Source organism: Falcatimonas sp. MSJ-15, from assembly GCF_018918265.1.
Lineage (GTDB): Bacteria > Bacillota > Clostridia > Lachnospirales > Lachnospiraceae > Falcatimonas.
On the sequence record NZ_JAHLQC010000003.1, the window covers coordinates 18,452 to 41,717 of the forward strand.

The following is a 23,266-nucleotide window of genomic DNA, read 5'->3' on the forward strand; positions in this document are numbered from 1 at the left end:
ATATAATCAATGGCAGTTCGCCACATAATATCACATTTTAGATTAAGAATAACAGATAGAATTCGTAGAAGGATAGCATACAGAGTTCATAGGTAATCCAAATGATAGTTATGGAGACTACAAAATAAGTTCTGATATAATTCAGTCAAATCAGAATATTTAGTTTACATAATGTAAATAATTAAGGATATACGCAATCAGTCAGCGTAAGATTATCTATGAATATTATACCATCAATCGATGTAAGATTATCTAAGATATACGCAATCAGTCAGTGTAAGATTATCTGGGAATATTATACCATCAATCGATGTAAGATTATCTAAGGATATACGCAATCAGTCAGCGTAAGATTATCTATGAATATTATACCATCAATCGATGTAAGATTATCTAAGATATACGCAATCAGTCAGCGTAAGGTTATCAAAGAAATCGCACAAATCAGTCGGTGCAGGACTATCTGGAAATTCATAAGAACGCAACTGATAATAATATAAAAAAAATATGCTGTCGGGTGGGATCGGGAAGAATAAATTAAGTAAATATTAAGAAAAAATGTATATTTGTAAGAAAAAGTGTAGTATACACATAATGCGAAAAATGATATAATTGTATAATATAAGTTAGGCATATTTGAGCTTTTTTATATGATAACAACACAGGGTGTTTTACATAGGTTGTAGGCTTAAGGATGCTTAATAATGGATAAAAGGGAAAGGAAAGGTACCGGACAGATAAGTGAGCTTCGGTAAGGGGATTTTATGAAAGAAAAAGTAAAAAAATTTATACCACTTTTTGTAGTTACAGCACTTATATTTGTAATACTTTTGGGGGTAGTTATAGTAAAAGTTATACAGAGATATACACCTGGTAAAGAGCGTGTTGATATTAATGAATATTATAATGTGAATGGCAGTGATGCAGCACTTATATACAATGATGTGATGACAGAAGATCTTGTGAAAGTGATAGATAATAATATATACATAGATATAGATGACGTGACTTCTAATTTTAACCAGAGATTCTATTGGGACAGTTATGAAGGACTTCTTATATATACAACAGATAAAGATGTGATTAAGACTTATGCAGGAACAAAAGAATATACAGTGTCAGGCCAGAAGAATAATACTGAATATGATATAGTTAAGATAGATGGTCAGAATGTATATGTCGCACTTGATTATATTAAAAAATATACTAAGATTGATTATGAATACTATGAGAATCCGGGAAGACTCTATCTGTATAGTGTGGATGGCATTTATCAGACTGTTAAAGCCAAGAAAAAATCAGTAATTCGTAGAAAAGGTGGAATTAAGAGTCTTATAGTTGCAGATGTAAAAAAAGGTGAAGAACTTAAGATAATAGAAGAGATTGACGGATGGACAAAAGTTAAGACCGAAGAAGGATATATTGGATATATAAGTAATAAACATCTTGCAAAAGACAGAGGAGAACAGACAAGAACAATTGAATATACAGACATAGTTTATACAGGAATTAAAAAAGATTATGATATAAGTCTTGTTTTTCATCAGGTGACAAATGTGCAAGCCAATGCTAAAATATGGGAACTTATGGACAGAACAAAAGGAGTTAACACAATATGTCCAACATGGTTTCAATTAAGCGATACACAGGGCAATATTAATTCACTCGCAGACTACTCATACGTGCAGAGTGCTAAGGCAAAGGGATATGAAGTCTGGGGACTTGTAAGCAATCTTGAGATAAAAGTTGATATGTATGAACTTCTTGCACATACGACAAGCAGAGAAAATCTTGCTAATCAGCTTGTAGGACAGGCAGTAGCCAATGGGCTTGATGGACTTAATGTGGATTTTGAGTCACTTGATAGATCATGTGGACCGGCATATATTCAGTTCATAAGAGAACTTGCAATAAAGTGTCATAACAACGGAATAGTATTATCAATAGATGATTATGTTCCGTCAGAGTCAACAGAATTCTATAATCGTAAAGAACAGGGAATAGTTGCCGACTATGTGATAGTCATGGGATATGATGAACATTGGGGAACAAGCAAGGAGAGTGGTTCGGTAGCATCAATAGGATTCGTTGAAGCAGGTATTAAAGATACATTAGAAGATGTTCCAAAAGAAAAACTAATTAATGCAATACCTTTTTATACACGACTATGGACAGAGACTACAGATGCGAATGGACAAGTGAATGTCACATCTAAGACGTATGATATGAATACATCAAAAGAACTTTTATATGCATCATCAAACCTTGTTGAATGGAATGAGGAATGTGGCCAGTATTATGGTGGATATGTTAATGATGACGGCTCAGTATGTAAGATGTGGCTTGAAGATGCAAGATCAATCGAAGAAAAGATGAAACTTATAGATAAGTATGATCTTGCCGGTGTTGCGTGCTGGAAACTTGGACTTGAAAGTGAAGACGTGTGGGATGTAATACCAAAATATATTAATAATTAATAAAAAAATCATAATTTCATAAATAAAATATTCATTCATTAAGAGAAGATGCGCTGCATAATATGTTAAGAAAACTTATAAAAGAGGAAAGAGACATATTATGCAGCGTAAATTATTAGAAGTAATAATGGCTGTACTTATGATAGCAGCAGTATGGATTCTGTCACAGACAGATATAAGAATAAAGAGTACATATACAGGAACTAAAGAAGATATAGATAGCAATAGCATATACATAACAGATGAGCAGAGTATAAACAATGATATATATACAGATAATACAAATAGGCAAGAAAGAGATTCTAAAAACAATAATTCTAATATTAACAATCTTAATGAAAATGATTTAGATAATAGTAATTTAGATAAAAGCAATTCTAACAACAGTACAGAGAATTTGTACACTAAGACAGTGGTAATAGATCCCGGTCATGGTGGCATGGATTCAGGTAAAGTCGGTATTAATGGAAGATATGAAAAAGAGATTAATCTTGAGATATCAATACATCTTAAAGAATATCTTGAAAAAGAAGGATTTAAGGTATATCTTACAAGAGATAGTGATTCAGGATTATACTTAGACAGCGATAGTAATAAAAAAGCTAGTGACATGAAAAAAAGATGTGATATAATATATAGCGAAAAAGCGGACATAGCAGTAAGCATACACCAAAACAGTTTTACAGATGAAGCTGTAAGAGGTGCACAGGTATTTTTTTATACCCATTCAGAAGAAGGCAAAAAACTTGCTAATATAATTCAGGAAAGTATCAAAAATATTGCAGATCCGGATAATACAAGGACTGAAAAAGCCAATGACAGTTACTATATGCTTATTAATACAAAATGCCCAACTGTTATAGTCGAATGTGGATTTCTCTCAAACAGAGAAGAAGCAGACAGATTATCACAAGAAGAATATCAGATTCTTATAGCTAAGGCGATAGGCGAAGGTATAAAAGCATATACTGGTGAGATGAAATATTAATACAATGCCTGAATAAGGAGAAAGAAAAAATGGAAACAAAAATAATCAAAATCAGTGAAGATGACGTATCAGAAGACAAATTTAGAGAAGCAGGTCAGATAATAAGAGATGGTGGACTTGTAGCATTTGCAACAGAGACAGTATATGGACTTGGAGCAGATGCACTTAATAAGGAAGCCTCTGCTAAGATATATGCAGCTAAAGGAAGACCATCAGACAATCCACTCATAGTTCATATAGCAGATGTTAAAGCACTTGATGAACTTGCAAAAGATGTTGATGAAAAGACAAGAATGTTAGCAGAAGCATTCTGGCCTGGTCCACTTACAATGATAGTTAATAAAAGTGATATAGTACCATATTCAATAACAGGAGGACTTGATACTGTAGCAATAAGAATGCCTAATCACAGAGTAGCTCTTGGGCTTATTAAGGCATCAGGACGTTATATTGCAGCACCAAGTGCCAATACATCAGGCAGACCAAGTACAACTAAAGCAGAACATGTAATAGAAGACCTTAATGGCAAGATAGATATGATAATTGATTCAGGAGCAGTTAAGATAGGGCTTGAATCTACTATTGTAGACATGACATCTAAAGTGCCAACAATACTAAGACCGGGATATATAACAAGAGAGGCACTAAGCGATGTGATAGGTGAAGTTGAGGTTGATAAAGCTATAACAGAAGGCGGAATGGTAAGCAAAGATGTAGTTCCAAAAGCACCGGGAATGAAATATCGTCATTATGCACCAAAAGCTGCACTTACAATAGTAGAAGGCGAAGAAGAAAAAGTAATAAAATATATAGAAGAGAAGATGGCAGAGCATAAAAAAAGAGGAGAAAAAGCGGCTGTAATGGCAACAGATGAGAGTATGGATAAGTACTCATGTGACAATGTGTTCAGTGTAGGAAGAAGAAAAGAACAGACATCAGTTGCCACACATCTATTTGCACAGTTAAGGGATTTTGATGACCTTAATATGGAATATATATATTCAGAAAGCTTCTCAAGAGAGAACATAGGTCAAGCTATAATGAACAGACTTATGAAAGCAGCAGGCGGTAACATAGTCAGATTATAATATTTAGCTTATAATGACATTATGATATTTTACATGGCAATAATATGTATGGATATCAGACAAGATGCATATTATAAAGATGTTAAGATATATATTTAGTAATACTACCAACAATACCAACAAACAGATTTTTTAGGAGGAACAAGAATGAAAGTAGCATTAGGCTGTGATCACGGCGGATTTGAATTAAAACAGGAGGTAATTAAATATCTTAAAGAAAACAACATAGAGTTTGAAGATTATGGATGTTATAACACAGATTCAGTTGATTATCCTGTATATGCAAAATTAGTAGCAAATGCAGTAGTAGAGAAGAAAGCAGACAGAGGAATTCTTATATGTGGAACAGGAATTGGTATATCAATAGCTGCCAATAAAGTAAAAGGAATAAGAGCTGCATTATGCCATGACTGCTTTAGTGCAGAAGCAACACGACTTCACAACGATGCCAACATACTTGCAATGGGTGGACGAGTAGTAGGTCCCGGACTTGCAGTAAAGATTGTTGATACATTCCTAAATACAGAGTTTTCTAACGATGAGAGACATATCAGAAGAATCTCAATGATAGAAGAATAATAGTTTTGCAATCACCTGATGATAAATTAATAAAAAGGAGAGGACGTTACGTCCGTGTGAATAATATGTCAAAAGTAACAATTATGGAACATCCATTAATCAAACATAAAATTGGAATTATAAGAAGAAAAGAAACTGGTTCAAAAGATTTCAGACAGATGATTAGTGAGATAGCAATGCTTATGTGTTATGAAGCAACAAGAGATCTTAAGTTACAGGACGTTGATATAGAGACACCAATATGTAAGACAACTGTTAAAGAACTTGAAGGCAAGAAACTTGCAGTAGTTCCAATATTAAGAGCGGGCCTTGGAATGGTTGATGGAATGTTGACTATGATACCAGCGGCAAAAGTCGGACATATCGGATTATATAGAAACGAAGAGACATTAGAGCCGGTTGAATATTATTGTAAACTACCAAAAGATTGTAGTGAAAGAGAGATATTCGTAGTAGATCCAATGCTTGCAACAGGTGGTTCATCAGTAGCTGCGATTCAGATGTTAAAAGAACGTGGTTGCAAAAATATCAAATTTATGTGTATAATAGCTGCACCGGAAGGTGTTGAGAGAATGCAAAAAGAACATCCGGATGTTGATATATATGTAGGTGCACTTGACGAGAAACTTAACGAGAACGGCTACATAATACCGGGACTTGGCGATGCAGGCGATAGAATATTTGGCACAAAATAACATTTGCATTATTGCCGGATTAGCATTATATTAAAAGAGAGAAAACTGCAGAAATGTATTTTTGGCAGTTTATCTTTCAGACGAATATTGTATGCAATATACTTATACCTGTATGAAAGCAACCTAAAACAACAGACTTGTAAGTATGTAAAAGTTATGAAAGGAAAAACTGTTTGCACGAAAGTGGAAGTAACAGCAGGAAGAGAGAATATGAGCGACAAAAGAACAGATTATATATCGTGGGATGAGTATTTTATGGGAGTTGCGATGATGTCTGCCATGAGATCTAAAGATCCCGGTACACAGGTAGGAGCATGTATAGTAAGTCCTGATAATAGAATATTGTCAATGGGATATAATGGATTTCCAAATGGCTGCTCTGATGAAGACTTCCCATGGAAAAGAGAAGGAGCACCACTTGAGAATAAATATTTTTATACAACTCACAGTGAGCTTAATGCGATTCTTAATTATAGAGGAACAGTGAGTCTTGAAGGTGCCAAGATATATGTAACACTTTTTCCATGTAATGAATGTGCCAAAGCTATTATACAGGCAGGAATAAAAACTGTGGTATATGCAGATGATAAATATGCAAAAACAGATTCTGTAATAGCATCTAAGATGATGCTAAAAGCAGCAGGAGTTGAGATAATTAAATATAAGAATACAGACCGTAGTATTACACTAACTTTATAGCAACTGGTCTAAAAACGAGGTGTAATATGAAACACCTCGTTTTTTGTCTATATGGGCAACGAGCCAAAGTCTGAGATTGCACTAGACTCTGGCGATTGCTATGATAACTAAGAGCGACTTGTAAAGCATCCGTCCATGTAACTGTTAAGTATATCCTGATATCTTATAAAAGAACCGTCATATATCATATTAAGAAGATTATCAAGAGTTCTTAAAGCACTTGACAGATCCGATAAAGATATAAGATTCTGACTTACAGCATCCGAAAGTTCGTCAAGATCAACGACTTTGTATGTCGAATCGGGATATATTATTACATCTGCGAGCAGATCAGTAAAAGTATATGAAGTGTTATCCGATGATATTTTTAGAATATCACAATACCAATATACAAGCTTATTATCCGAACTTAAGAATTTACTGACTTTTATATTATTCTCAAGATCGTAATAAGAATAACCTTTGGCGAATTCAGGCTTAAACCTTAGCGTGTTCCAGCTGGTTATAATACATGATGGATCTTCAAAAAGGATAATATCATTATCAAGAGGGATAATTTCACTTGGAATTATTCTTTTACGGTATAATCGAAGCATAGGCAACATCCTTTCGTGGTAATATTCTTGCATTGTATTATATCAGTAAAATAATGTGTAGGCAATAGAGTAAAAAGAAACAAATTATCGCAAAACATTTTTGCAAAATTGTATAAAATTAAAAAAACATAAACAGTATTAAAAAAATATTTTTTACATTCCCAATATATTGTAGGATTGTAGAAATTACGAATAATGTTATAATTAGTCGAAGAAAGTTGCAGGTGGCATGATGAAATATAAAAAAAGTGTTTTTAAAACTTTGTCATTAATTACACAGTTAGGAATAAGCATGATTGTTCCGATATTCCTTTGTGTGTATGTGGGAAGCTATCTTGATAATAGATTTCACTGGCATACATTTATACCACTTATGGTGCTTGGGATACTTGCAGGATTTAGGAACTGCTACATTCTTGTAAAGGATGCAAACAGAGACGAGGAGGGCTAGAGATGTTTCGTAATATTAATGAAACTGTAAAAGGCATGATAGCAATAATAATGGCTTATGGAATTATTGGAATGATAATAATTCTTTTGCTTGCAAAAGAGGAGCATACATACTGGCTTGGATTTTTAATAGGAATTATAATGTCAGTTTTTTATATTATGCACATGAATGCCTCACTCGATAAAGCACTTGATATGGATGAGAAGTCTGCACTTAATAAAATTCGTAAATCTTACGCAATAAGAATAATGGCATCACTTGCTATTATGATTATATGTATATATATAGATTTAGCCAATCCGATATTTATGCTTGTCGGATTAACATCAATGAAAGTAGCGGCATACCTACAGCCGTTTACTGATAAATTAATTAGAAGAAATTCTATGGAAAAAGGAAGGTGAGAATGTGATAGAACAAATGGCTGCTTTATCCACTGGTTCAGTTGGAAGATTCCTGGCGGCTGATGCGGATTTCATGATTAAAGGACTTTTCAAATATACATTATTTGGAAAAGAACTTTATATTACAACAACACATGTTGCGATATTCATAGTAGATATTCTGATATTGATACTTGCTATTGCAGCACGAAAAAAAGTGAAAAACGCAAAAGAAATACCGGACGGATTTCAGAACTTTATTGAACTTATAGTAGAGTTCCTTGATAAGTTCGTTGCAGGTATTATGGGTGAAAATGCCAAGAGATTTGCCAATTATATTGGTTCGATATTTATATTCATAATAATATGTAATATATCGAGTTTAATTGGTCTTAGGCCACCTACGGCAGACTACGGTGTAACATTACCGCTGGGTCTTATCACATTTTTCCTGGTACAGATCAATGGTGTCAGGAAGAACAAGTTACAGCATTTTGGAGATATGTGTAAACCTGTTGTATTAACACCAATTAATATCATTGGTGAGCTGGCAGTTCCACTTTCTCTGTCATTACGTCTCTTTGGTAATATTTTATCAGGAACAGTTATGATGGGACTTATATATGGACTGTTGCCAATATTCTTAAAACTTGGTTTACCAGCAGTATTGCATATATACTTCGATTTATTCTCTGGCGCAATCCAGACATACGTATTTTGTATGCTGACAATGGTATATGTCACAGACAAGATAGGTACAACAAAATAAACATCATGTATGTAATTTAATTTATTTTTAAGGAGGACAATATTATGAGTCAAATCACAAACGAAGCTTTAATTTATGCGTGTTCAGCCATTGGCGCAGGTATCGCAATGATCGCAGGTGTCGGTCCTGGTATTGGACAGGGTTATGCAGCAGGACAGGCTGCAGCAGCAGTAGGACGTAACCCAGGCGCAAAATCAGATATCACATCAACTATGCTTTTAGGACAGGCTGTTGCCGAGACAACAGGTCTTTACGGTTTCGCTGTAGCTATTATTCTGTTATTCGCTAACCCACTTCCAGGTAAACTTAAATAGATTTTAGTTAAATAACCGATTTTTGTGCCGAAGGGAGGCGAAACCTTGGAAAGAATATTTGATTTGGATCCCCAGTTACTGCAGGATGCCATAATATTAGCAATTAACGTTTTCATACTTTTTATACTCTTGTCATATATGCTTTTTAACCCTGTAAGAGATATGTTAAAGAAAAGACAGGATTCAATTCAGGGCAACATAGACAAAGCTTTAAGCGACAAAGATGAAGCTGAAAAGATGAAAGCTATGTATGAAGAAAAACTTAAAAATGCTGATAAGGAAGTTGATGTAATCCTTAGCGAAGCAAGAAAGAAAGCTCTCAAACGAGAAGAACAGATTGTTGAAGAAGCCAAGGAAGAGGCAGCAAGAATCATTGCAAGAGCTAATGAAGAGGCAGAACTTGAGAAGAAGAAAGCTGCTGATGATATTAAGCAGGAGATGATTACAGTTGCGTCATTAATGGCAGCAAAGGTTGTAAGAAATTCAATCAATACAGATATTCAGAGTTCTCTTGTTGAGGAAACTATTAAAGAGATGGGTGATAACACATGGCTAAGTTAGTATCAAAAACATATGGTGATGCACTTTTTGAACTTGCCGTAGAAGAAAATTGTGTTGATTCTATCAGTGAAGAAGTTATAGCAGTAGAGGAAGCGCTAAAGACAAATCCGGATCTGTTCAAACTTTTGAATCACCCTAAGATTGATAAAGTAGAAAAAATCAAATTAGTAAAAGAAATATTCGATAAGAAAGTGTCAGATAATCTTGTTGGATTCTTAACAATCATGATTGATAAGGAAAGACAGAATAACATTATTGAGACTTTTGAATATTTTACAGCAAGAGTTAAAGAATATAAGAATATAGGAGTTGTAACAGTTGCAACACCTATGGAACTTAGTGAAACTCAAAAAGAGGAGCTTGTTAAAAAGCTGCTCGCTACTACTAAATATGTCAAACTTGAAGTTGACTATAAGATAGATGAAAGTCTTATCGGCGGAATGGTAATCCGTATAGGCGACAGAGTTGTAGACAGTAGTATAAAAACAAAACTAAGTGAGCTTACAAAAGATCTTACAAAGATCCAGCTTGCTTAAATATACATTACAGAAAGAAGGTGCGAAGCTCCATGAATTTGAGACCAGAAGAGATCAGTTCAGTTATTAAGGAACAGATTAAAAAATATTCAACAGAGCTTGAAGTATCAGATGTTGGTACTGTTATTCAGGTAGCTGATGGTATCGCACGTGTCCATGGATTAGAGAATGCAATGCAGGGCGAACTTTTAGAGTTCCCTAACGATATTTTTGGTATGGTTCTTAACCTTGAAGAGGATAATGTTGGTGCTGTATTACTTGGTGATTCAAAGAACATCAATGAAGGTGATACAGTTAAGACAACAGGCCGAGTTGTAGAAGTACCAGTAGGTGACGCTATGCTTGGACGAGTTGTTAATGCACTTGGACAGCCTATTGATGGCAAAGGACCAATCGTAACAGACAAATATCGTCAGATAGAACGAGTTGCGTCAGGTGTTATCTCAAGAAAATCAGTAGACACACCACTTCAGACAGGTATTAAGGCTATTGATGCCATGGTTCCTATCGGAAGAGGACAGCGAGAATTAATTATCGGTGACCGTCAGACTGGTAAGACAGCTATCGCCATCGATACAATCATTAATCAGAAGGGACAGGGTGTTAACTGTATCTATGTTGCAATAGGACAGAAAGCATCAACAGTTGCTTCAATTGTAAAAACATTAGAAGAATACGGTGCTATGAGTTATACAACTGTAGTAGTATCTACAGCCAGTGAACTTGCACCATTACAGTATATTGCACCATACTCAGGATGTGCGATAGGTGAAGAATGGATGGAGGAAGGAAAAGATGTTCTTGTAGTATACGATGACTTAAGCAAGCACGCTACTGCATACCGTACACTCTCATTACTTCTTCGTAGACCACCAGGACGTGAAGCTTACCCAGGTGATGTCTTCTATCTTCATTCAAGACTGCTTGAAAGAGCAGCAAGATTATCAGATGAATTAGGTGGAGGTTCACTTACAGCACTTCCAATCATTGAGACACAGGCAGGTGACGTATCAGCATACATCCCTACTAATGTAATATCAATCACTGATGGTCAGATCTACTTAGAGACAGAGATGTTTAACTCAGGTTTCAGACCTGCTGTTAATGCCGGTCTTTCAGTATCACGAGTTGGTGGTGCTGCTCAGATCAAAGCTATTAAGAAGATTGCAGCTCCTATTCGAGTTGAACTTGCACAGTATAGAGAACTTGCAGCATTCTCACAGTTCGGTTCAGAACTTGATGCCGATACAAAAGAGAAGTTAGCACAAGGTGAACGTATTAAGGAAGTATTAAAACAGCCTCAGTACAAACCAATGCCTGTAGAATATCAGGTAATCATAATCTATGTTGCAACTAACAAATATCTTCTTGATGTAGATACAGCAGATGTACAGAGATTTGAAAAAGAATTATTTGAATTCATTGATACTAAATATGCTGAGATACCTAAGAAGATCAAAGAATCAAAAGTTCTTGATGAAGAGACAGAAAAGACTCTCGTAAAGGCAATAACAGAATTCAAGAAAGAGTTCAGATAAAAACAGGCTTTATAAAAGGAAAAGGGTGATATTTCATGGCGTCAATGAGAGATATAAAAAGACGTAAAGAGAGTATCCAGAGTACCGGCCAGATCACAAAAGCCATGAAGCTTGTTGCTACTGTAAAACTGCAAAAGGCAAGAACCCGTGCAGAGATGTCAAAACCATATTTTGACCACATGTATACAACTGTTGCAAGTATGCTTGCAAAAACAGGTGATATAGACTACAAATATCTAAAGGCAGGAAACTCCAAGAAAAAAGCGATTATCGTAATCACTTCAAACAGAGGTCTTGCCGGAGGATATAATAGTAATATCACTAAGTTAATTACAGGTGGAGATATTCCTAAGGAAGATATAGTTCTCTATACAGTAGGAAATAAAGGTAAAGACGCATTAAGCAGAAGAGGTTATACTATTGCAGGAGATTATTCTGATGTAATTAATGAGCCATTATATACAGATGCCATGAATATCGGTGAAGCTGTACTTAAAGGTTTTGAAGCAGATGAATTCGGAGAGATTTATCTTGCCTATACATCATTTAAGAATACGGTAAGTCACGAACCAAAACTTGTAAAACTCTTACCAATAGATAAGAGTGCTGCAGGTGAGAGCAGTGATGGCGATTTGACTCTGATGAATTATGAGCCGGAAGAGACACAGGCTCTGGATGTCATTATACCAAAATATATCTATAGCCTTATATATGGTGCGCTTGTAGAAGCTGTTGCAAGTGAAAACGGTGCGAGAATGCAGGCAATGGATTCAGCAACAAGCAATGCTGATGATATGATTAGCAGTCTTACACTTATGTATAACAGAGCCCGTCAGGGATCTATTACACAGGAACTTACAGAGATTATTGCAGGTGCCGAGGCTATATCATAATAGAAAGAATATTATATAATTGCAGATTACATTTTATGCGAATTAAGAACTGTGATTATAACTAAAAAAATACTAGGAAAAGGAGTGAAAAAAGTGGCGGATAAAAATATTGGTAAAATCACTCAGATTATCGGTGCTGTACTTGATATTAAATTCAGTGAAGGACAGCTTCCAGAGATAAATAATGCGATTGAAATCAAAACAAAAGACGGCGGTAAACTTATCGTAGAAGTATCACAGCACCTTGGCGATGACACAGTAAGATGTATAGCCATGGGTCCAACAGACGGACTTGTTCGTGGTATGGACGCTATGGATACTGGCGCACCAATCTCAGTACCAGTTGGTGAGAATACATTAGGTCGTATGTTCAACGTACTTGGTGATCCTATTGATAACAAACCAGTACCAGAAGGTGTTGAATATTCACCTATTCATAGAAAAGCCCCTAAATTCGAAGAACAGTCAACATCAACAGAGATGCTTGAAACAGGTATCAAAGTTGTTGACCTTCTCTGCCCATATCAGAAGGGTGGTAAAATCGGTCTATTCGGAGGTGCCGGTGTAGGTAAGACAGTTCTTATTCAGGAGCTTATCCGTAATATCGCTACAGAGCATGGTGGATATTCAGTATTCACAGGTGTTGGCGAGAGAACACGAGAAGGTAATGACCTTTACTATGAAATGAAAGAATCAGGAGTTATCTCTAAGACAACAATGGTGTTCGGACAGATGAACGAGCCACCAGGAGCCAGAATGAGAGTTGGTCTTACAGGACTTACAATGGCTGAGTACTTCAGAGATAAAGGTGGTAAGGATGTTCTTCTGTTCATCGATAATATCTTCCGATTCACTCAGGCAGGTTCAGAAGTATCAGCACTTCTTGGACGTATGCCATCAGCCGTAGGTTATCAGCCTACATTACAGACTGAGATGGGTGCACTTCAGGAACGTATTACATCAACTAAGAACGGATCTATCACATCAGTTCAGGCTGTATATGTACCAGCCGATGACTTAACTGACCCTGCACCAGCGACAACATTCGCACATCTTGATGCAACAACAGTTCTGTCACGTTCTATCGTAGAACTTGGTATCTATCCAGCAGTTGATCCACTTGAATCAACATCAAGAATCCTTGATCCACGTATCGTTGGTGAAGAACACTACAAAGTAGCCAGAGGAGTTCAGGAGATTCTTCAGAAATATAAAGAATTACAGGATATCATCGCAATCCTTGGTATGGACGAACTTTCAGAAGATGATAAGTTAGTTGTCTCAAGAGCAAGAAAGGTACAGAGATTCTTATCACAGCCTTTCTTCGTAGCAGGACAGTTTACAGGTCTTGAAGGAAAATATGTTCCTATCAGTGAGACAATTCAGGGATTCAAAGAGATACTTGAAGGTAAACATGATGACATTCCTGAAAGTTACTTCCTTAATGCAGGTAACATAGATGATGTTTTGGCAAGAGTAAAGTAGAGGTTGATGCATATGGCAGATAACAAATTTAAATTGGAAATCATTTCTCCTGACCGAGTATTTTACACAGGTGAAGCCAGTATGCTTGAACTGAATACAAGTGAGGGTCAGATGGGTATCTATGCTAATCACATTCCTCTAACAGCAGTTCTCGTTCCGGGAATATGTACAATACATGAAGACGGTGGCGAGAAGTATGCAGCTTTACATGCTGGATTTATCGAAATACTTAAGGATAAGATAACAGTTCTTGCAGAGATAGCTGAATGGCCTGATGAGATTGATAAGAACAGAGCCGAAGAAGCGAGAATTCGTGCAGAAAGACGTCTTAGCGGAGCAGGCGAAGAAAATGTCAACATGCTTCGTGCCGAGATGGCATTAAAGAGAGCACTTACACGTATTGGTCTTGCAGAACACAAATAATAATAGAATATATTATCAGAAACAGGGTGATACTGCTTTGGCAGTATCACCCTGTTTTTTTCGTATGGGCTTTAGCCTGTTGAGAGCATTGGAGTTTTTCGTGATCCGAAAAATGAAAATGCTCGAAACAAAAACCCACCTGCTTTGCGGGTGGAGTCAAATCGTTATACAAAAAATCACCTTTCCGTTACAATAGAGTTGTTCAGGCACTATTGTAAGAAAGGAAAGGTGATTTTATGACAAACAAGAATAACGATTTAGCTCACACAAAGTGGATGTGCAAATACCATATCGTATTCACTCCTAAGTATAGACGAAAAATAATATATAATCAATTAAAAGCTGATATCAGAGATATTCTGAAACAGTTATGTTCTTACAAAGGAGTACCTTGAGACGCTGTCCGGTGTCAAGGGGTTATACCCAGCGAGTCGAGCCACCCGTTTTGCGGGTGGCGGCGACTAAGTAAAACAAAGAACCTAAATGACAAAAGTTGACATAATATTTTGACAATATATAAAAAATCAAAAAAAATAAATACTAATCGAAAATTATCCAAAAAAATATTGACACAAACTTTCGAAATATGTATAATGAAATTATTAACACATTAGTGTGCTAATAATTTTACTATAAAGGAGAGAATGTTAATGAAGAAACTAATTAATTCGCTAGGTATGATTTTACTTTTAGCAATGGTGCTATTGTTAAATGCTGATGTGAAAGCAATGGCTAGTAGTGGAAGTGGAACGGTGTACGTAAGAGAAAACTGTATAATGTCAAGAGCAGTTGCAGGAGCTACAAGAAGTATGCAGAATAGTTATGTACTTGTTTCAGCAGATAGTGTATATCCGGTTAGTGGGGAAGATACATATAAAAAATGTAGAACGAGGTTATATCATCCTGCAATTGGCAATACACCTATATCAGATGAATATGTGCTTACAGAAGGTACAGGTTATACCAAAATTGTTATAAAGGAAGGGTATTTAGGCTGGAATAAATTTGATTTGTATTTTGCTGGAAATAATCCTGCACTTTCAGCATATGTAGCATATTCATATAATGGAAAGTAAGTTATAGCAATAAAACGTTAGTGGCCAAGAACTTTGGCTGCTAACATTTTAAAATAGGGAGGTAAAAGTATGGTGGTCAAAGTATTAAAAATGCAAATATCATCAATGCTTAGAAAAAAAGAAACGGTATTAACTTTTTTTATTGTAATGGCATTTATGTTTGTTAATTTTTATTATAATATGTATCTGAATTACAAGGTAGGAAATATATCGCAGATGCAAGATTTTGTAAAGATGCTTACATTATCGGATTGGACGATAAGTGGGTATTTTTTTACAGATTTCTTACCATTACTTGTTGTAATACCGACAGCATGTTCATATATAGCAGATAGAGATACAAGAATTAAATTATATATGGAAGCTCGATGCGGTAAGCGTACTTATTGGTACAGCAAGTTATTATCAGTATTTATTGTAACATTTCTAATATTTACAATTCCTTTTTTAATAGAAATAATAATGTCGGCAATATGTTTTAATATAAGCTCTAATGGAGATCCATCGCGGTTGGAATATTATCAGACAATAGAAAATGATGCAAATTATGAGCTTGCAAGCCTGTATATTAATAATAAAATATTATATGCAATAGTGATGACTCTGATATTTGGTATAATATGTGGAATTCTTGCAACTTTTAATTTTGCAGTTACAACAATTCCAATTTTTAGATTTAGGATTTTTACCTTTTTCCCAATATATATATTATTATATGCGATAATATTTATTGGAAGAGTAGCCAAACCAGATTTTACAATTAATTATATGCTGATAATTAGAATGTTTGCTTCGGGCAGCAGGAATTATATGGTATATGGAATATTCCTTGTAGCATTAATTATTGCATCATTGTCTATGATTAATATAAAGATAAGGAGAGATGAAATATTATGAGATATTATCTCAGATTTATGTTAGTGGCGGCAGGATGTGGAGCTTTTGCAATGATATATTACATATTTCCAGATAAGACTATATCATCAGCACAATTAATAGATATACTGGCAATGGTGAATGTGATGGATGAACCTACATATCTTAATCATATAACTTTTCTGTATGCACCTATGCTATTCTTTGAGATATTCTTTGGGATGTATATATATAGGCATTTTTGTACAGCTAATTATTATTTTTTTTCAAGAAAAAATAATAGAGTTAAATGGTTTTTATGTGAATGTGTAAAACTATATGGATATGCATTAATTTATATATTGTCTACAATACTTGGAGCCGGTATATTCGCAATGTGTAGTAAACTTGTATATTATGATGCACTTATGTGGCGAGAGTGTCTTTATTATGTATTGATATATGCATCACATCTTGTTGCTGTAACTTTACTAATTAATGTGATAGCGATATTAACTAATAGTACAGTAGCTTTTACAATAGTTGAATTAGCTGTTATGACACAGATTGCGGTATATTCAATGTCTTCTAAATTGTTTGGAGGAGAAACAGGGGAATTTAAGGCATTAAAGTATAATCCGTTTGCATATCTGGTATTCTGGGTGCAGCAGGAATATAACAGATATGTGCAGGGAATAGTAATCTATCTGGTATTGGTGATATTAGTAGCTATGGTTGGTTGTATAGTTGTAAGCAGACATGATTTTATACAATCGAATAATGAGACGGAGGGCTTTTGATAATGAGACTAGATGTTAGTAATGTAACTAAGAAGATTAAAGGGAAGATGATTCTCGATAATATTAACCTTGAACTTGTAAGTGGCAGAATATATGGATTTGTTGGAGAGAATGGTTCTGGTAAGACGATGCTTTTTCGTGCAATATCAGGTCTTATGAGACTTACGTCAGGACAGGTAAGTGTTGATGGACAAGTGCTTCACAAAGATATAAGTGTATTACCGGGGCTTGGGATAATAATTGAAAATGCAGGGTTATATCCGGAACTTACAGGACTTGATAATCTAAGACAGCTTGCTAAGATTAATAAAAAAATTGATGATGAACAGATAAAAGAAGCGATAATAAGAGTTGGTCTTGATCCTGATGATAAGAGAACTTTTCGTAAGTACTCACTTGGAATGAAACAGCGAATAATTATAGCACAGGCGATTATGGAGAAACCTGATATATTGATGCTTGATGAGCCGACTAACGCACTTGATGAGAATGCTGTTAATATAGTACGAGATATTATAGACGAGGAGAGAAAAAGAGGTGCACTTGTATTGATTGCCAGTCATAATAAGGAAGATATAAAGCTTCTTTGCGATGAGATATACAGAGTGAAGGATGGAAAAGTTATAAAACAGGAGGGTGATATTGCATGAAGATAAAATATACAGCATTAATTACAGCAATTCTTGTAGCAATATCAGTTATAATTGGTCTGTATTATAAGAGTACCTATACAGATTATAAAGGGCTTGAAGATTTCTCGGTTGCTATGATGAAGGAAGATACATTTGATAATATTATGCAGGTGATAATACCGGAACTTGGCAACAGTAACGTGATTGTAAAAGTAAGATGTGATGAGGAATTTAAATTTAGGTATAAGTGTGCTTCGCAGAGAGTAACAGCACTTGAAGTATATAAAGGTGATACTCTTAAAGCTGGCGATACATTTGAGATAATAAGAGATAATTCAACTATCGGAGATACGGCAGATAACCTTATAGGTGGTATGCCTATTATAAATATGGGATTTGTTAATGAGATGACAGTAGGCAAAGAATATCTTGTATTTCTCGGCAAGGAACTTAATACTTATAGCAATGATAGAATATACCTGACTGCTGATTATACTATTGTACCGATATTTGCCTGTGATAATGTTGAGAATATTATGGATCCTACACTAACAGACGGTGTGATATATACAAGCTATGACAGAGTAAGTGGTGCAGAATTCTTCGTATTATCGGATAATCTTCAGGAAAAAGTATGGAATTATAAGCAGCAGATATTCAATATGTATATGAAGTAGTAAAAAATATATATATTAAAAAAATATAAAAATTGCAAACAAAACCTAAATATGCTATTATAAAAAGAGAAATTAGAAAAGGGTATGAAAAGGGGTAATACATATGGAGGTTATACTTGAATTAGTATTAGAGTTGTTAATTGATGGAGCAATAACGGCTGTATCAGAACGAAAAGTTCCAATATGGCTAAGAGTATTAGCTGGTGCAATACTTACGTTGTTCTACGGCTTTTTCTTTGGAATATTTGCATGGATAGGAATTAGAAATAAGAGCATACTTATGGTTACAATAACAGGAACTATTGCTATTGCAATTCTTGCAGTAGTAATAGTTAAGAGTAATAAGATAATTAAGAGAAGAAAAGAAGGACAAATGAGCTGTTAGCTCATTTGCCCTTCTTTTATGGTTGAAGTTCTAGGAATGGGATATTATGTTCTTTAGCATAACTAAAAGCAGTAGAATCAAGAGAAGCAACTATAGTAAGATTTTTGCAAAATGCTATCGATTTGGGTTCAAATATTGCATTTTTATTAAAAATATACACATTCTCTATAGCGTCATTTGCCCATAGTGCATAAGTGTCAAGATGTTCTACACTAGCAGGAATATGGAGATTAGTTATATGTGTTGCTCGTATAATATGTCCTGGAAGATTGCGGATATACTTCGGAAGAGTAATATTATTAAGGTTAGTACATCCGTCAAATGCAGAATCTGAGATATATCTGACACTGTCAGGGATAATAATATCAGTAACTGTTGATACGTTTGGTTCATGATGAAGCACATCATTGAATACATTGGAAGCGATTCCCTTAGTACCCTCTTTTATATATAATACAGGTGTAAGAGGATCTATTGCTTTAATAAGCCAATTATCTATATAGAGAACATTGTCTTTCCAGCTATCTTTATTATTAAATATAGCAGTATTTAGAAAAGCACGACATCCTATATGTGTAACAGAGTCGGGAATATTAATCTTACACAGATTAGAACATCCTGAAAAAGCATCATATTTTATTGAAGTAACGGAATCAGGAATGACAACTTCTTTGAGAGATGTTATATTTCTAAAGCCGCTTATATTTGTAGTACCATATGGAAGTACAAGTTTTTCAAGAGAGAAACAGTTGCCAAGAACAGATTCATCAAATGAATTTACCGAACCTTTAAAATCAACAGTTTTAAGAGAAGTACAATTATAAAAGGCATTATCACAGACGTGTTTAACACTGTCAGGGATGATAATATCAGTTATATTAGTACAATTTTTCAATGCGCCACTAGCAATTCCCTTAGTGCCCTCTTTTACAGTAAAAGTGCCAGAATAGTCCTCTGTTACTTTGATAAGCCAATTACACAGATATAGTGCATCATCTTCAAAATTAAGTTTGGTATTAAAAAATGCAGTGTTGTAAAACGCATCTTCACCAATGTAGGTTATTGAATCAGATGAGAATGTAATAGAGTTAAGATTTATACAGTTTTTAAATGCTTCATGTTCAATTGTAGTAACAGTGTCTGGTATATTAATAGATGTAAGAGCTGTATTATTATTAAATCCAAGCCTGCATATATAGTTAATCGTATAATCGCCATATTGGCTATATATGGTGTAGTCACCTTCTGGATCATGGTAATTGGAGCTATCAATAAAAGTATCGACTTCGTAAGAGGAACATCGTTTCTCTTTATAGATTACACCATACATATCATAGACAGATTCTTCAGGACAGGCATATACACCATGCATAGCGGCACTGTAAGCTTGTGAGTTACGATAATAATATTCCAGATATCTTGCACCTGATTGGCTTACAAGTGAGTTGTGTCCTTTGCCATCGCAGTAGATAAAGTGTTTACCATCATAAGTAACATAATCTTCCCAAAGTGTAAATGTATTCATAAGAAACCTCTCTCCCATTCCTTTATTTATTAAAACACACTCAATATACTTAACGTTAATAAAAATGTCAAGCTGATTAAATACTTTACATAGATTTTACCATTTACTGCTGTCATGGCAGGAATTATGCTTACTAAAAAGAATAAATAGCATACATTAAATTCGTTTGACAATTGCATTCTTTCCACGGAATGCAATTCCTATTTTTACTATATTTTCAACTCCAAGCGATTTTAATTCTGTATCATATTTTTTCGATTCAATCTGTTCTAATGCATTATCTGCTAATATACTAAGATCTTTATTCTCATCATTAGTATGTTTAAACTCAAATATAAAACCTGGCATTCCTTTAACTTTTGGTGCTAATTGAATGTCAAATCGCCCAAAACCAGATTCTCTATTTGAACGTACCTGATAACGGTTACTAAGAACAGCGCACAAGCCAAGCATCATGCCATGGTAAAAACTTTCATTAGCTCCATCTATAGATGCAATTGACTGTAACATATATTCTTCAAGAAGTTGTTGTAATCTAAGTACATCACCGGAAAAAATAGCCTGTTGTACTGATATAGCCATACCATTCTTATTAGTCTTCGCTAATACTTCTTTTTCGTATACAAAAGCTATCTCCTTATTTGGGATTGATACATCACACATATAATTTCCATCATATTGAGGATACATGCTAACCACTTTTAGATATCCTGTCACAAGCAGAAAACTATATATATTCTGTGGATTGTTCTGAACTTCCGGATATATAACACTAGTGTCAACATAAGTAGTAATCTTTTCATTCATCATAAGTTTTTTTAGATTCTCAATAATCTCAGGAGTAGCATTAGCTATAATCTCACCAATAACATCATTACTGCTTGTTGACTGCCAAAAGGCTTTAGGTCTGCATTCATCTGAGATATAATTTATAACTGACCAAGGATTAAATATCTCCGTATTACCAAACAAATATCCATCATACCATTCACATATTTCATTATATTTTTCGCCAACATTATAATAATCAATAAGTTCTCGAACTTCCATACTGGTAAATCCAAAATACTGACTATAAGCATTATCCATAATAGAATTATCCTTCAGATTATTCAATCCACTAAAGATACTTTCCTTAGCAACTTTTAGTATTCCTGTTAAAAAGCCATATGCAAGATGTGAATTATCTTTTAGACCGCCAGAAAAAAAATTGCGCATAAAGTTCACAACTTCCGGATAAAAATCACAATTATGTCCCTGTTGAATAGGAGTATCATATTCATCTATTATAATAATTGCTTTTTCATCATAATGTCTGTGTAATAACTGAGATAATAATTGCAATCCCATCTGATAGTCAATGTCTCCGGCTCTACCATTTGCCATTAATGAATACTGCTCTCTTTCATATATATTAAGAGTCGGGCTATCTTCCAATTCAATATGACGCTGAAACTCTAATACAATTAGTTTTTTTATTTTTTCAAATGTTTCTTTCCATGATGAACATTTAACATCTTTAAATGTCAGGAAGATTACCGGATATTGTCCCTGATATTTTGTATATTCATCTCCACATTTCCATATTTTTTTATCTCTAAAATAGCATGAAGTATCTTTAACATCTTTTTCAAAAAATACTCTAATCATATCCATATTTAGAGTCTTTCCAAAACGGCGTGGACGAGTAAATAATGACACCATAGGTTTATTGTCAAGAAAGTCTTTAATCATAAGCGTCTTGTCTACATAATAATAATCAGTAGTTGCCACTTTATAATCTGAGATTCCAATAGGTAGTGGCTTTTTCTTATCAGATTTACATATTTTTGTATTACTCATATACTCATTCACCTCATTTTACATATTATTTATCTAATTATATCATACTTCCGCTTTAATATAATCTGTTTTTTTATATGCCGGATATCTTTTTTCCAAATTTAGTGAGTAGTATTTTTGCTAACGTTAATTATAAGGTAAAAGCTTTTTTAATGTATACTAATGGATAAAAGTGGGAATTATCATTGTGAGGTGATAATTCTATGAAAATAAAAATAGCAATAATAATATTAACAATAGCAATACTTGCAGGTTATGTAACAAGAGTAGAAAAGCATAATATACAGGATGCATTCCTAGAGATAAAATATGATGAAGTAAGTTCTGCAGTCGAGGGCTTTGGTGAATATAAGTCCTCGTATGCCACAGAAGAAGACAGTAAGAATATCATTATGACAATGGCTGATATTCTTGAGATGAGAGCAGACAGAGAAGATATCATTATTAATAATGTAAAAGGAAGAAGAGAAGCTACACTTTATAAGCAGACAAAAAACTGTGATGTCACAATCGAGTTTATCACACATGAAGAAGAAGGCAGTAATAATGTTATGATGTGTACACAGTATGTATATGTCTTAATGGACTTTAAGAATTCCACACAATATACACAGACATATAGAGAAGTTGTGGAAAAGATGTTTGATAAGACTGGAGTAAGTGGAAATGTATATACACATTATAATGGAATAACAAAAGGCAATACCAAAGAGAGTCTAAGAGATAATATAAGTAATATAATTCTTAAGAGTATGAACGCAAAGACTGTATCAGAATATAGTGATGATACATCTACTATAATCTACGCATATTCAGATAAGATAGATGACAGTATAGAAGTTAATGGCAAGGACATCAATATGAATATAACAGTAACATATTCTGAGGCTGATGATAAGACAATCTATACATTATCAACACCAATCAATAATAGCGATTTCTAAACACCGAAGATATATTTCCTTAAAAGAAAAATAAGAAAATAATAGTTGTCCTTTA

General features: G+C 34.3%; 26 protein-coding genes and 1 pseudogene. 24 read left to right on the forward strand and 3 right to left on the reverse strand.

From position 1 onward, the window contains the following. Nucleotides 1-764 precede the first annotated feature (764 nt). The 6 genes from KQI85_RS02445 to KQI85_RS02470 all read left to right on the forward strand — a co-directional run bounded on the left by KQI85_RS02445 (nt 765) and on the right by KQI85_RS02470 (nt 6,526). Complete coding sequence (locus tag KQI85_RS02445; RefSeq protein ID WP_216574514.1) at nt 765-2,477, forward strand: glycosyl hydrolase family 18 protein; 1,713 nt, start codon at nt 765-767, stop codon at nt 2,475-2,477. A 100-nt stretch (nt 2,478-2,577) separates the two neighbouring features. Then, nucleotides 2,578-3,465, forward strand: a complete 888-nt coding sequence (locus KQI85_RS02450; protein ID WP_216574515.1) for an N-acetylmuramoyl-L-alanine amidase — start codon at nt 2,578-2,580, stop codon at nt 3,463-3,465. A 29-nt stretch (nt 3,466-3,494) separates the two neighbouring features. Next, nucleotides 3,495-4,553, forward strand: a complete 1,059-nt coding sequence (locus KQI85_RS02455; protein WP_216574516.1) for an L-threonylcarbamoyladenylate synthase — start codon at nt 3,495-3,497, stop codon at nt 4,551-4,553. A 147-nt stretch (nt 4,554-4,700) separates the two neighbouring features. Then, nucleotides 4,701-5,132 carry a ribose 5-phosphate isomerase B gene (gene rpiB / locus KQI85_RS02460; protein WP_216574517.1) on the forward strand — a complete coding sequence of 144 codons (432 nt, stop codon included), beginning with the start codon at nt 4,701-4,703 and terminating at the stop codon, nt 5,130-5,132. Between the two features lie 65 nt (nt 5,133-5,197). Next, nucleotides 5,198-5,827 (forward strand): uracil phosphoribosyltransferase, encoded by a 630-nt coding sequence (gene upp / locus KQI85_RS02465; RefSeq protein WP_216574722.1) that lies wholly within the window; start codon nt 5,198-5,200, stop codon nt 5,825-5,827. Nucleotides 5,828-6,037: 210 nt separating this feature from the next. Next, on the forward strand, nt 6,038-6,526 hold the full coding sequence (locus tag KQI85_RS02470; RefSeq protein ID WP_216574518.1) for a dCMP deaminase family protein: 489 nt from the start codon (nt 6,038-6,040) through the stop codon (nt 6,524-6,526). 107 nt (nt 6,527-6,633) lie between these two features. On the opposite strand, the gene KQI85_RS02475 is transcribed toward KQI85_RS02470, so the two are convergent. Continuing rightward, nucleotides 6,634-7,122: a DUF402 domain-containing protein gene (locus KQI85_RS02475; protein WP_216574519.1), complete on the reverse strand. Its 489-nt coding sequence runs from the start codon at nt 7,120-7,122 to the stop codon at nt 6,634-6,636. A gap of 232 nt (nt 7,123-7,354) precedes the next feature. Between KQI85_RS02475 and KQI85_RS02480 the strand changes: the two genes are divergently transcribed. From KQI85_RS02480 to KQI85_RS02560, 17 genes and pseudogenes are all read left to right on the forward strand, one after another. Further along, complete coding sequence (locus KQI85_RS02480; RefSeq protein WP_216574520.1) at nt 7,355-7,573, forward strand: AtpZ/AtpI family protein; 219 nt, start codon at nt 7,355-7,357, stop codon at nt 7,571-7,573. A 2-nt stretch (nt 7,574-7,575) separates the two neighbouring features. Further along, the gene (locus tag KQI85_RS02485) at nt 7,576-7,977 is read left to right on the forward strand and encodes an ATP synthase subunit I (RefSeq protein ID WP_216574521.1); all 402 of its coding nucleotides are present in this window, start codon (nt 7,576-7,578) and stop codon (nt 7,975-7,977) included. 4 nt (nt 7,978-7,981) lie between these two features. Further along, nucleotides 7,982-8,725 carry a F0F1 ATP synthase subunit A gene (atpB, locus tag KQI85_RS02490; protein WP_371820520.1) on the forward strand — a complete coding sequence of 248 codons (744 nt, stop codon included), beginning with the start codon at nt 7,982-7,984 and terminating at the stop codon, nt 8,723-8,725. 44 nt (nt 8,726-8,769) lie between these two features. Further along, complete coding sequence (gene atpE, locus KQI85_RS02495; protein WP_216574522.1) at nt 8,770-9,039, forward strand: ATP synthase F0 subunit C; 270 nt, start codon at nt 8,770-8,772, stop codon at nt 9,037-9,039. 45 nt (nt 9,040-9,084) lie between these two features. Then, nucleotides 9,085-9,600, forward strand: coding sequence for a F0F1 ATP synthase subunit B (atpF, locus tag KQI85_RS02500; RefSeq protein WP_216574523.1), 516 nt, complete (start codon nt 9,085-9,087; stop codon nt 9,598-9,600). After that, complete coding sequence (atpH, locus tag KQI85_RS02505) at nt 9,588-10,136, forward strand: ATP synthase F1 subunit delta (RefSeq protein WP_216574524.1); 549 nt, start codon at nt 9,588-9,590, stop codon at nt 10,134-10,136. Before atpF ends, atpH begins: the two co-directional genes overlap by 13 nt. 32 nt (nt 10,137-10,168) lie before the next feature. After that, nucleotides 10,169-11,674 (forward strand): F0F1 ATP synthase subunit alpha, encoded by a 1,506-nt coding sequence (gene atpA, locus KQI85_RS02510; protein WP_216574525.1) that lies wholly within the window; start codon nt 10,169-10,171, stop codon nt 11,672-11,674. A gap of 35 nt (nt 11,675-11,709) precedes the next feature. Next, nucleotides 11,710-12,567 (forward strand): ATP synthase F1 subunit gamma, encoded by an 858-nt coding sequence (atpG, locus tag KQI85_RS02515; RefSeq protein WP_216574526.1) that lies wholly within the window; start codon nt 11,710-11,712, stop codon nt 12,565-12,567. Nucleotides 12,568-12,660: 93 nt separating this feature from the next. Next, complete coding sequence (gene atpD / locus KQI85_RS02520; protein WP_216574527.1) at nt 12,661-14,052, forward strand: F0F1 ATP synthase subunit beta; 1,392 nt, start codon at nt 12,661-12,663, stop codon at nt 14,050-14,052. 12 nt (nt 14,053-14,064) lie between these two features. Then, entirely contained in the window at nt 14,065-14,475 is a 411-nt protein-coding gene (atpC, locus tag KQI85_RS02525; RefSeq protein WP_216574528.1) for an ATP synthase F1 subunit epsilon, read from the forward strand. Between the two features lie 236 nt (nt 14,476-14,711). Next, nucleotides 14,712-14,864 (forward strand): annotated as a pseudogene (locus KQI85_RS02530) (transposase); the annotation flags it as partial. Between the two features lie 261 nt (nt 14,865-15,125). Further along, on the forward strand, nt 15,126-15,551 hold the full coding sequence (locus KQI85_RS02535) for a hypothetical protein (protein WP_216574529.1): 426 nt from the start codon (nt 15,126-15,128) through the stop codon (nt 15,549-15,551). 69 nt (nt 15,552-15,620) lie between these two features. Then, nucleotides 15,621-16,448, forward strand: a complete 828-nt coding sequence (locus KQI85_RS02540) for a hypothetical protein (protein ID WP_216574530.1) — start codon at nt 15,621-15,623, stop codon at nt 16,446-16,448. After that, the gene (locus KQI85_RS02545) at nt 16,445-17,206 is read left to right on the forward strand and encodes a hypothetical protein (protein WP_216574531.1); all 762 of its coding nucleotides are present in this window, start codon (nt 16,445-16,447) and stop codon (nt 17,204-17,206) included. The genes KQI85_RS02540 and KQI85_RS02545 overlap by 4 nt, the downstream gene beginning before the upstream one ends. Before the next feature lie 2 nt (nt 17,207-17,208). After that, entirely contained in the window at nt 17,209-17,856 is a 648-nt protein-coding gene (locus KQI85_RS02550) for an ABC transporter ATP-binding protein (RefSeq protein ID WP_253293718.1), read from the forward strand. Continuing rightward, entirely contained in the window at nt 17,853-18,515 is a 663-nt protein-coding gene (locus KQI85_RS02555; RefSeq protein ID WP_216574532.1) for a hypothetical protein, read from the forward strand. Before KQI85_RS02550 ends, KQI85_RS02555 begins: the two co-directional genes overlap by 4 nt. Nucleotides 18,516-18,618: 103 nt before the next feature. After that, nucleotides 18,619-18,900, forward strand: coding sequence for a hypothetical protein (locus tag KQI85_RS02560; RefSeq protein ID WP_216574533.1), 282 nt, complete (start codon nt 18,619-18,621; stop codon nt 18,898-18,900). Between the two features lie 16 nt (nt 18,901-18,916). Here the strand turns inward: KQI85_RS02560 and KQI85_RS02565 are convergent, their stop codons facing one another. Continuing rightward, nucleotides 18,917-20,425 carry a leucine-rich repeat domain-containing protein gene (locus KQI85_RS02565; protein ID WP_216574534.1) on the reverse strand — a complete coding sequence of 503 codons (1,509 nt, stop codon included), beginning with the start codon at nt 20,423-20,425 and terminating at the stop codon, nt 18,917-18,919. A 156-nt stretch (nt 20,426-20,581) separates the two neighbouring features. Further along, nucleotides 20,582-22,267 carry an AAA family ATPase gene (locus KQI85_RS02570; RefSeq protein ID WP_216574535.1) on the reverse strand — a complete coding sequence of 562 codons (1,686 nt, stop codon included), beginning with the start codon at nt 22,265-22,267 and terminating at the stop codon, nt 20,582-20,584. A gap of 203 nt (nt 22,268-22,470) precedes the next feature. On the opposite strand from KQI85_RS02570, the gene KQI85_RS02575 reads away from it, so the two are divergent. Further along, nucleotides 22,471-23,211, forward strand: coding sequence for a YwmB family TATA-box binding protein (locus KQI85_RS02575; protein ID WP_216574536.1), 741 nt, complete (start codon nt 22,471-22,473; stop codon nt 23,209-23,211). The last annotated feature ends 55 nt before the right edge of the window (nt 23,212-23,266 follow it).

What these genes read in the sequence shown, in the direction of transcription:
- KQI85_RS02445 (WP_216574514.1), top strand. Translation starts at nt 765, where the DNA reads ATGAAAGAAAAAGTAAAAAAATTTATACCACTTTTTGTAGTTACAGCA.
- KQI85_RS02450 (WP_216574515.1), top strand. Translation starts at nt 2,578, where the DNA reads ATGCAGCGTAAATTATTAGAAGTAATAATGGCTGTACTTATGATAGCA.
- KQI85_RS02455 (WP_216574516.1), top strand. Translation starts at nt 3,495, where the DNA reads ATGGAAACAAAAATAATCAAAATCAGTGAAGATGACGTATCAGAAGAC.
- rpiB (WP_216574517.1), top strand. Translation starts at nt 4,701, where the DNA reads ATGAAAGTAGCATTAGGCTGTGATCACGGCGGATTTGAATTAAAACAG.
- upp (WP_216574722.1), top strand. Translation starts at nt 5,198, where the DNA reads ATGTCAAAAGTAACAATTATGGAACATCCATTAATCAAACATAAAATT.
- KQI85_RS02470 (WP_216574518.1), top strand. Translation starts at nt 6,038, where the DNA reads ATGAGCGACAAAAGAACAGATTATATATCGTGGGATGAGTATTTTATG.
- KQI85_RS02475 (WP_216574519.1), bottom strand. Translation starts at nt 7,122, where the DNA reads ATGCTTCGATTATACCGTAAAAGAATAATTCCAAGTGAAATTATCCCT.
- KQI85_RS02480 (WP_216574520.1), top strand. Translation starts at nt 7,355, where the DNA reads ATGAAATATAAAAAAAGTGTTTTTAAAACTTTGTCATTAATTACACAG.
- KQI85_RS02485 (WP_216574521.1), top strand. Translation starts at nt 7,576, where the DNA reads ATGTTTCGTAATATTAATGAAACTGTAAAAGGCATGATAGCAATAATA.
- atpE (WP_216574522.1), top strand. Translation starts at nt 8,770, where the DNA reads ATGAGTCAAATCACAAACGAAGCTTTAATTTATGCGTGTTCAGCCATT.
- atpH (WP_216574524.1), top strand. Translation starts at nt 9,588, where the DNA reads ATGGCTAAGTTAGTATCAAAAACATATGGTGATGCACTTTTTGAACTT.
- atpA (WP_216574525.1), top strand. Translation starts at nt 10,169, where the DNA reads ATGAATTTGAGACCAGAAGAGATCAGTTCAGTTATTAAGGAACAGATT.
- atpG (WP_216574526.1), top strand. Translation starts at nt 11,710, where the DNA reads ATGGCGTCAATGAGAGATATAAAAAGACGTAAAGAGAGTATCCAGAGT.
- atpC (WP_216574528.1), top strand. Translation starts at nt 14,065, where the DNA reads ATGGCAGATAACAAATTTAAATTGGAAATCATTTCTCCTGACCGAGTA.
- KQI85_RS02535 (WP_216574529.1), top strand. Translation starts at nt 15,126, where the DNA reads ATGAAGAAACTAATTAATTCGCTAGGTATGATTTTACTTTTAGCAATG.
- KQI85_RS02540 (WP_216574530.1), top strand. Translation starts at nt 15,621, where the DNA reads ATGGTGGTCAAAGTATTAAAAATGCAAATATCATCAATGCTTAGAAAA.
- KQI85_RS02545 (WP_216574531.1), top strand. Translation starts at nt 16,445, where the DNA reads ATGAGATATTATCTCAGATTTATGTTAGTGGCGGCAGGATGTGGAGCT.
- KQI85_RS02550 (WP_253293718.1), top strand. Translation starts at nt 17,209, where the DNA reads ATGAGACTAGATGTTAGTAATGTAACTAAGAAGATTAAAGGGAAGATG.
- KQI85_RS02555 (WP_216574532.1), top strand. Translation starts at nt 17,853, where the DNA reads ATGAAGATAAAATATACAGCATTAATTACAGCAATTCTTGTAGCAATA.
- KQI85_RS02560 (WP_216574533.1), top strand. Translation starts at nt 18,619, where the DNA reads ATGGAGGTTATACTTGAATTAGTATTAGAGTTGTTAATTGATGGAGCA.
- KQI85_RS02565 (WP_216574534.1), bottom strand. Translation starts at nt 20,425, where the DNA reads ATGAATACATTTACACTTTGGGAAGATTATGTTACTTATGATGGTAAA.
- KQI85_RS02570 (WP_216574535.1), bottom strand. Translation starts at nt 22,267, where the DNA reads ATGAGTAATACAAAAATATGTAAATCTGATAAGAAAAAGCCACTACCT.
- KQI85_RS02575 (WP_216574536.1), top strand. Translation starts at nt 22,471, where the DNA reads ATGAAAATAAAAATAGCAATAATAATATTAACAATAGCAATACTTGCA.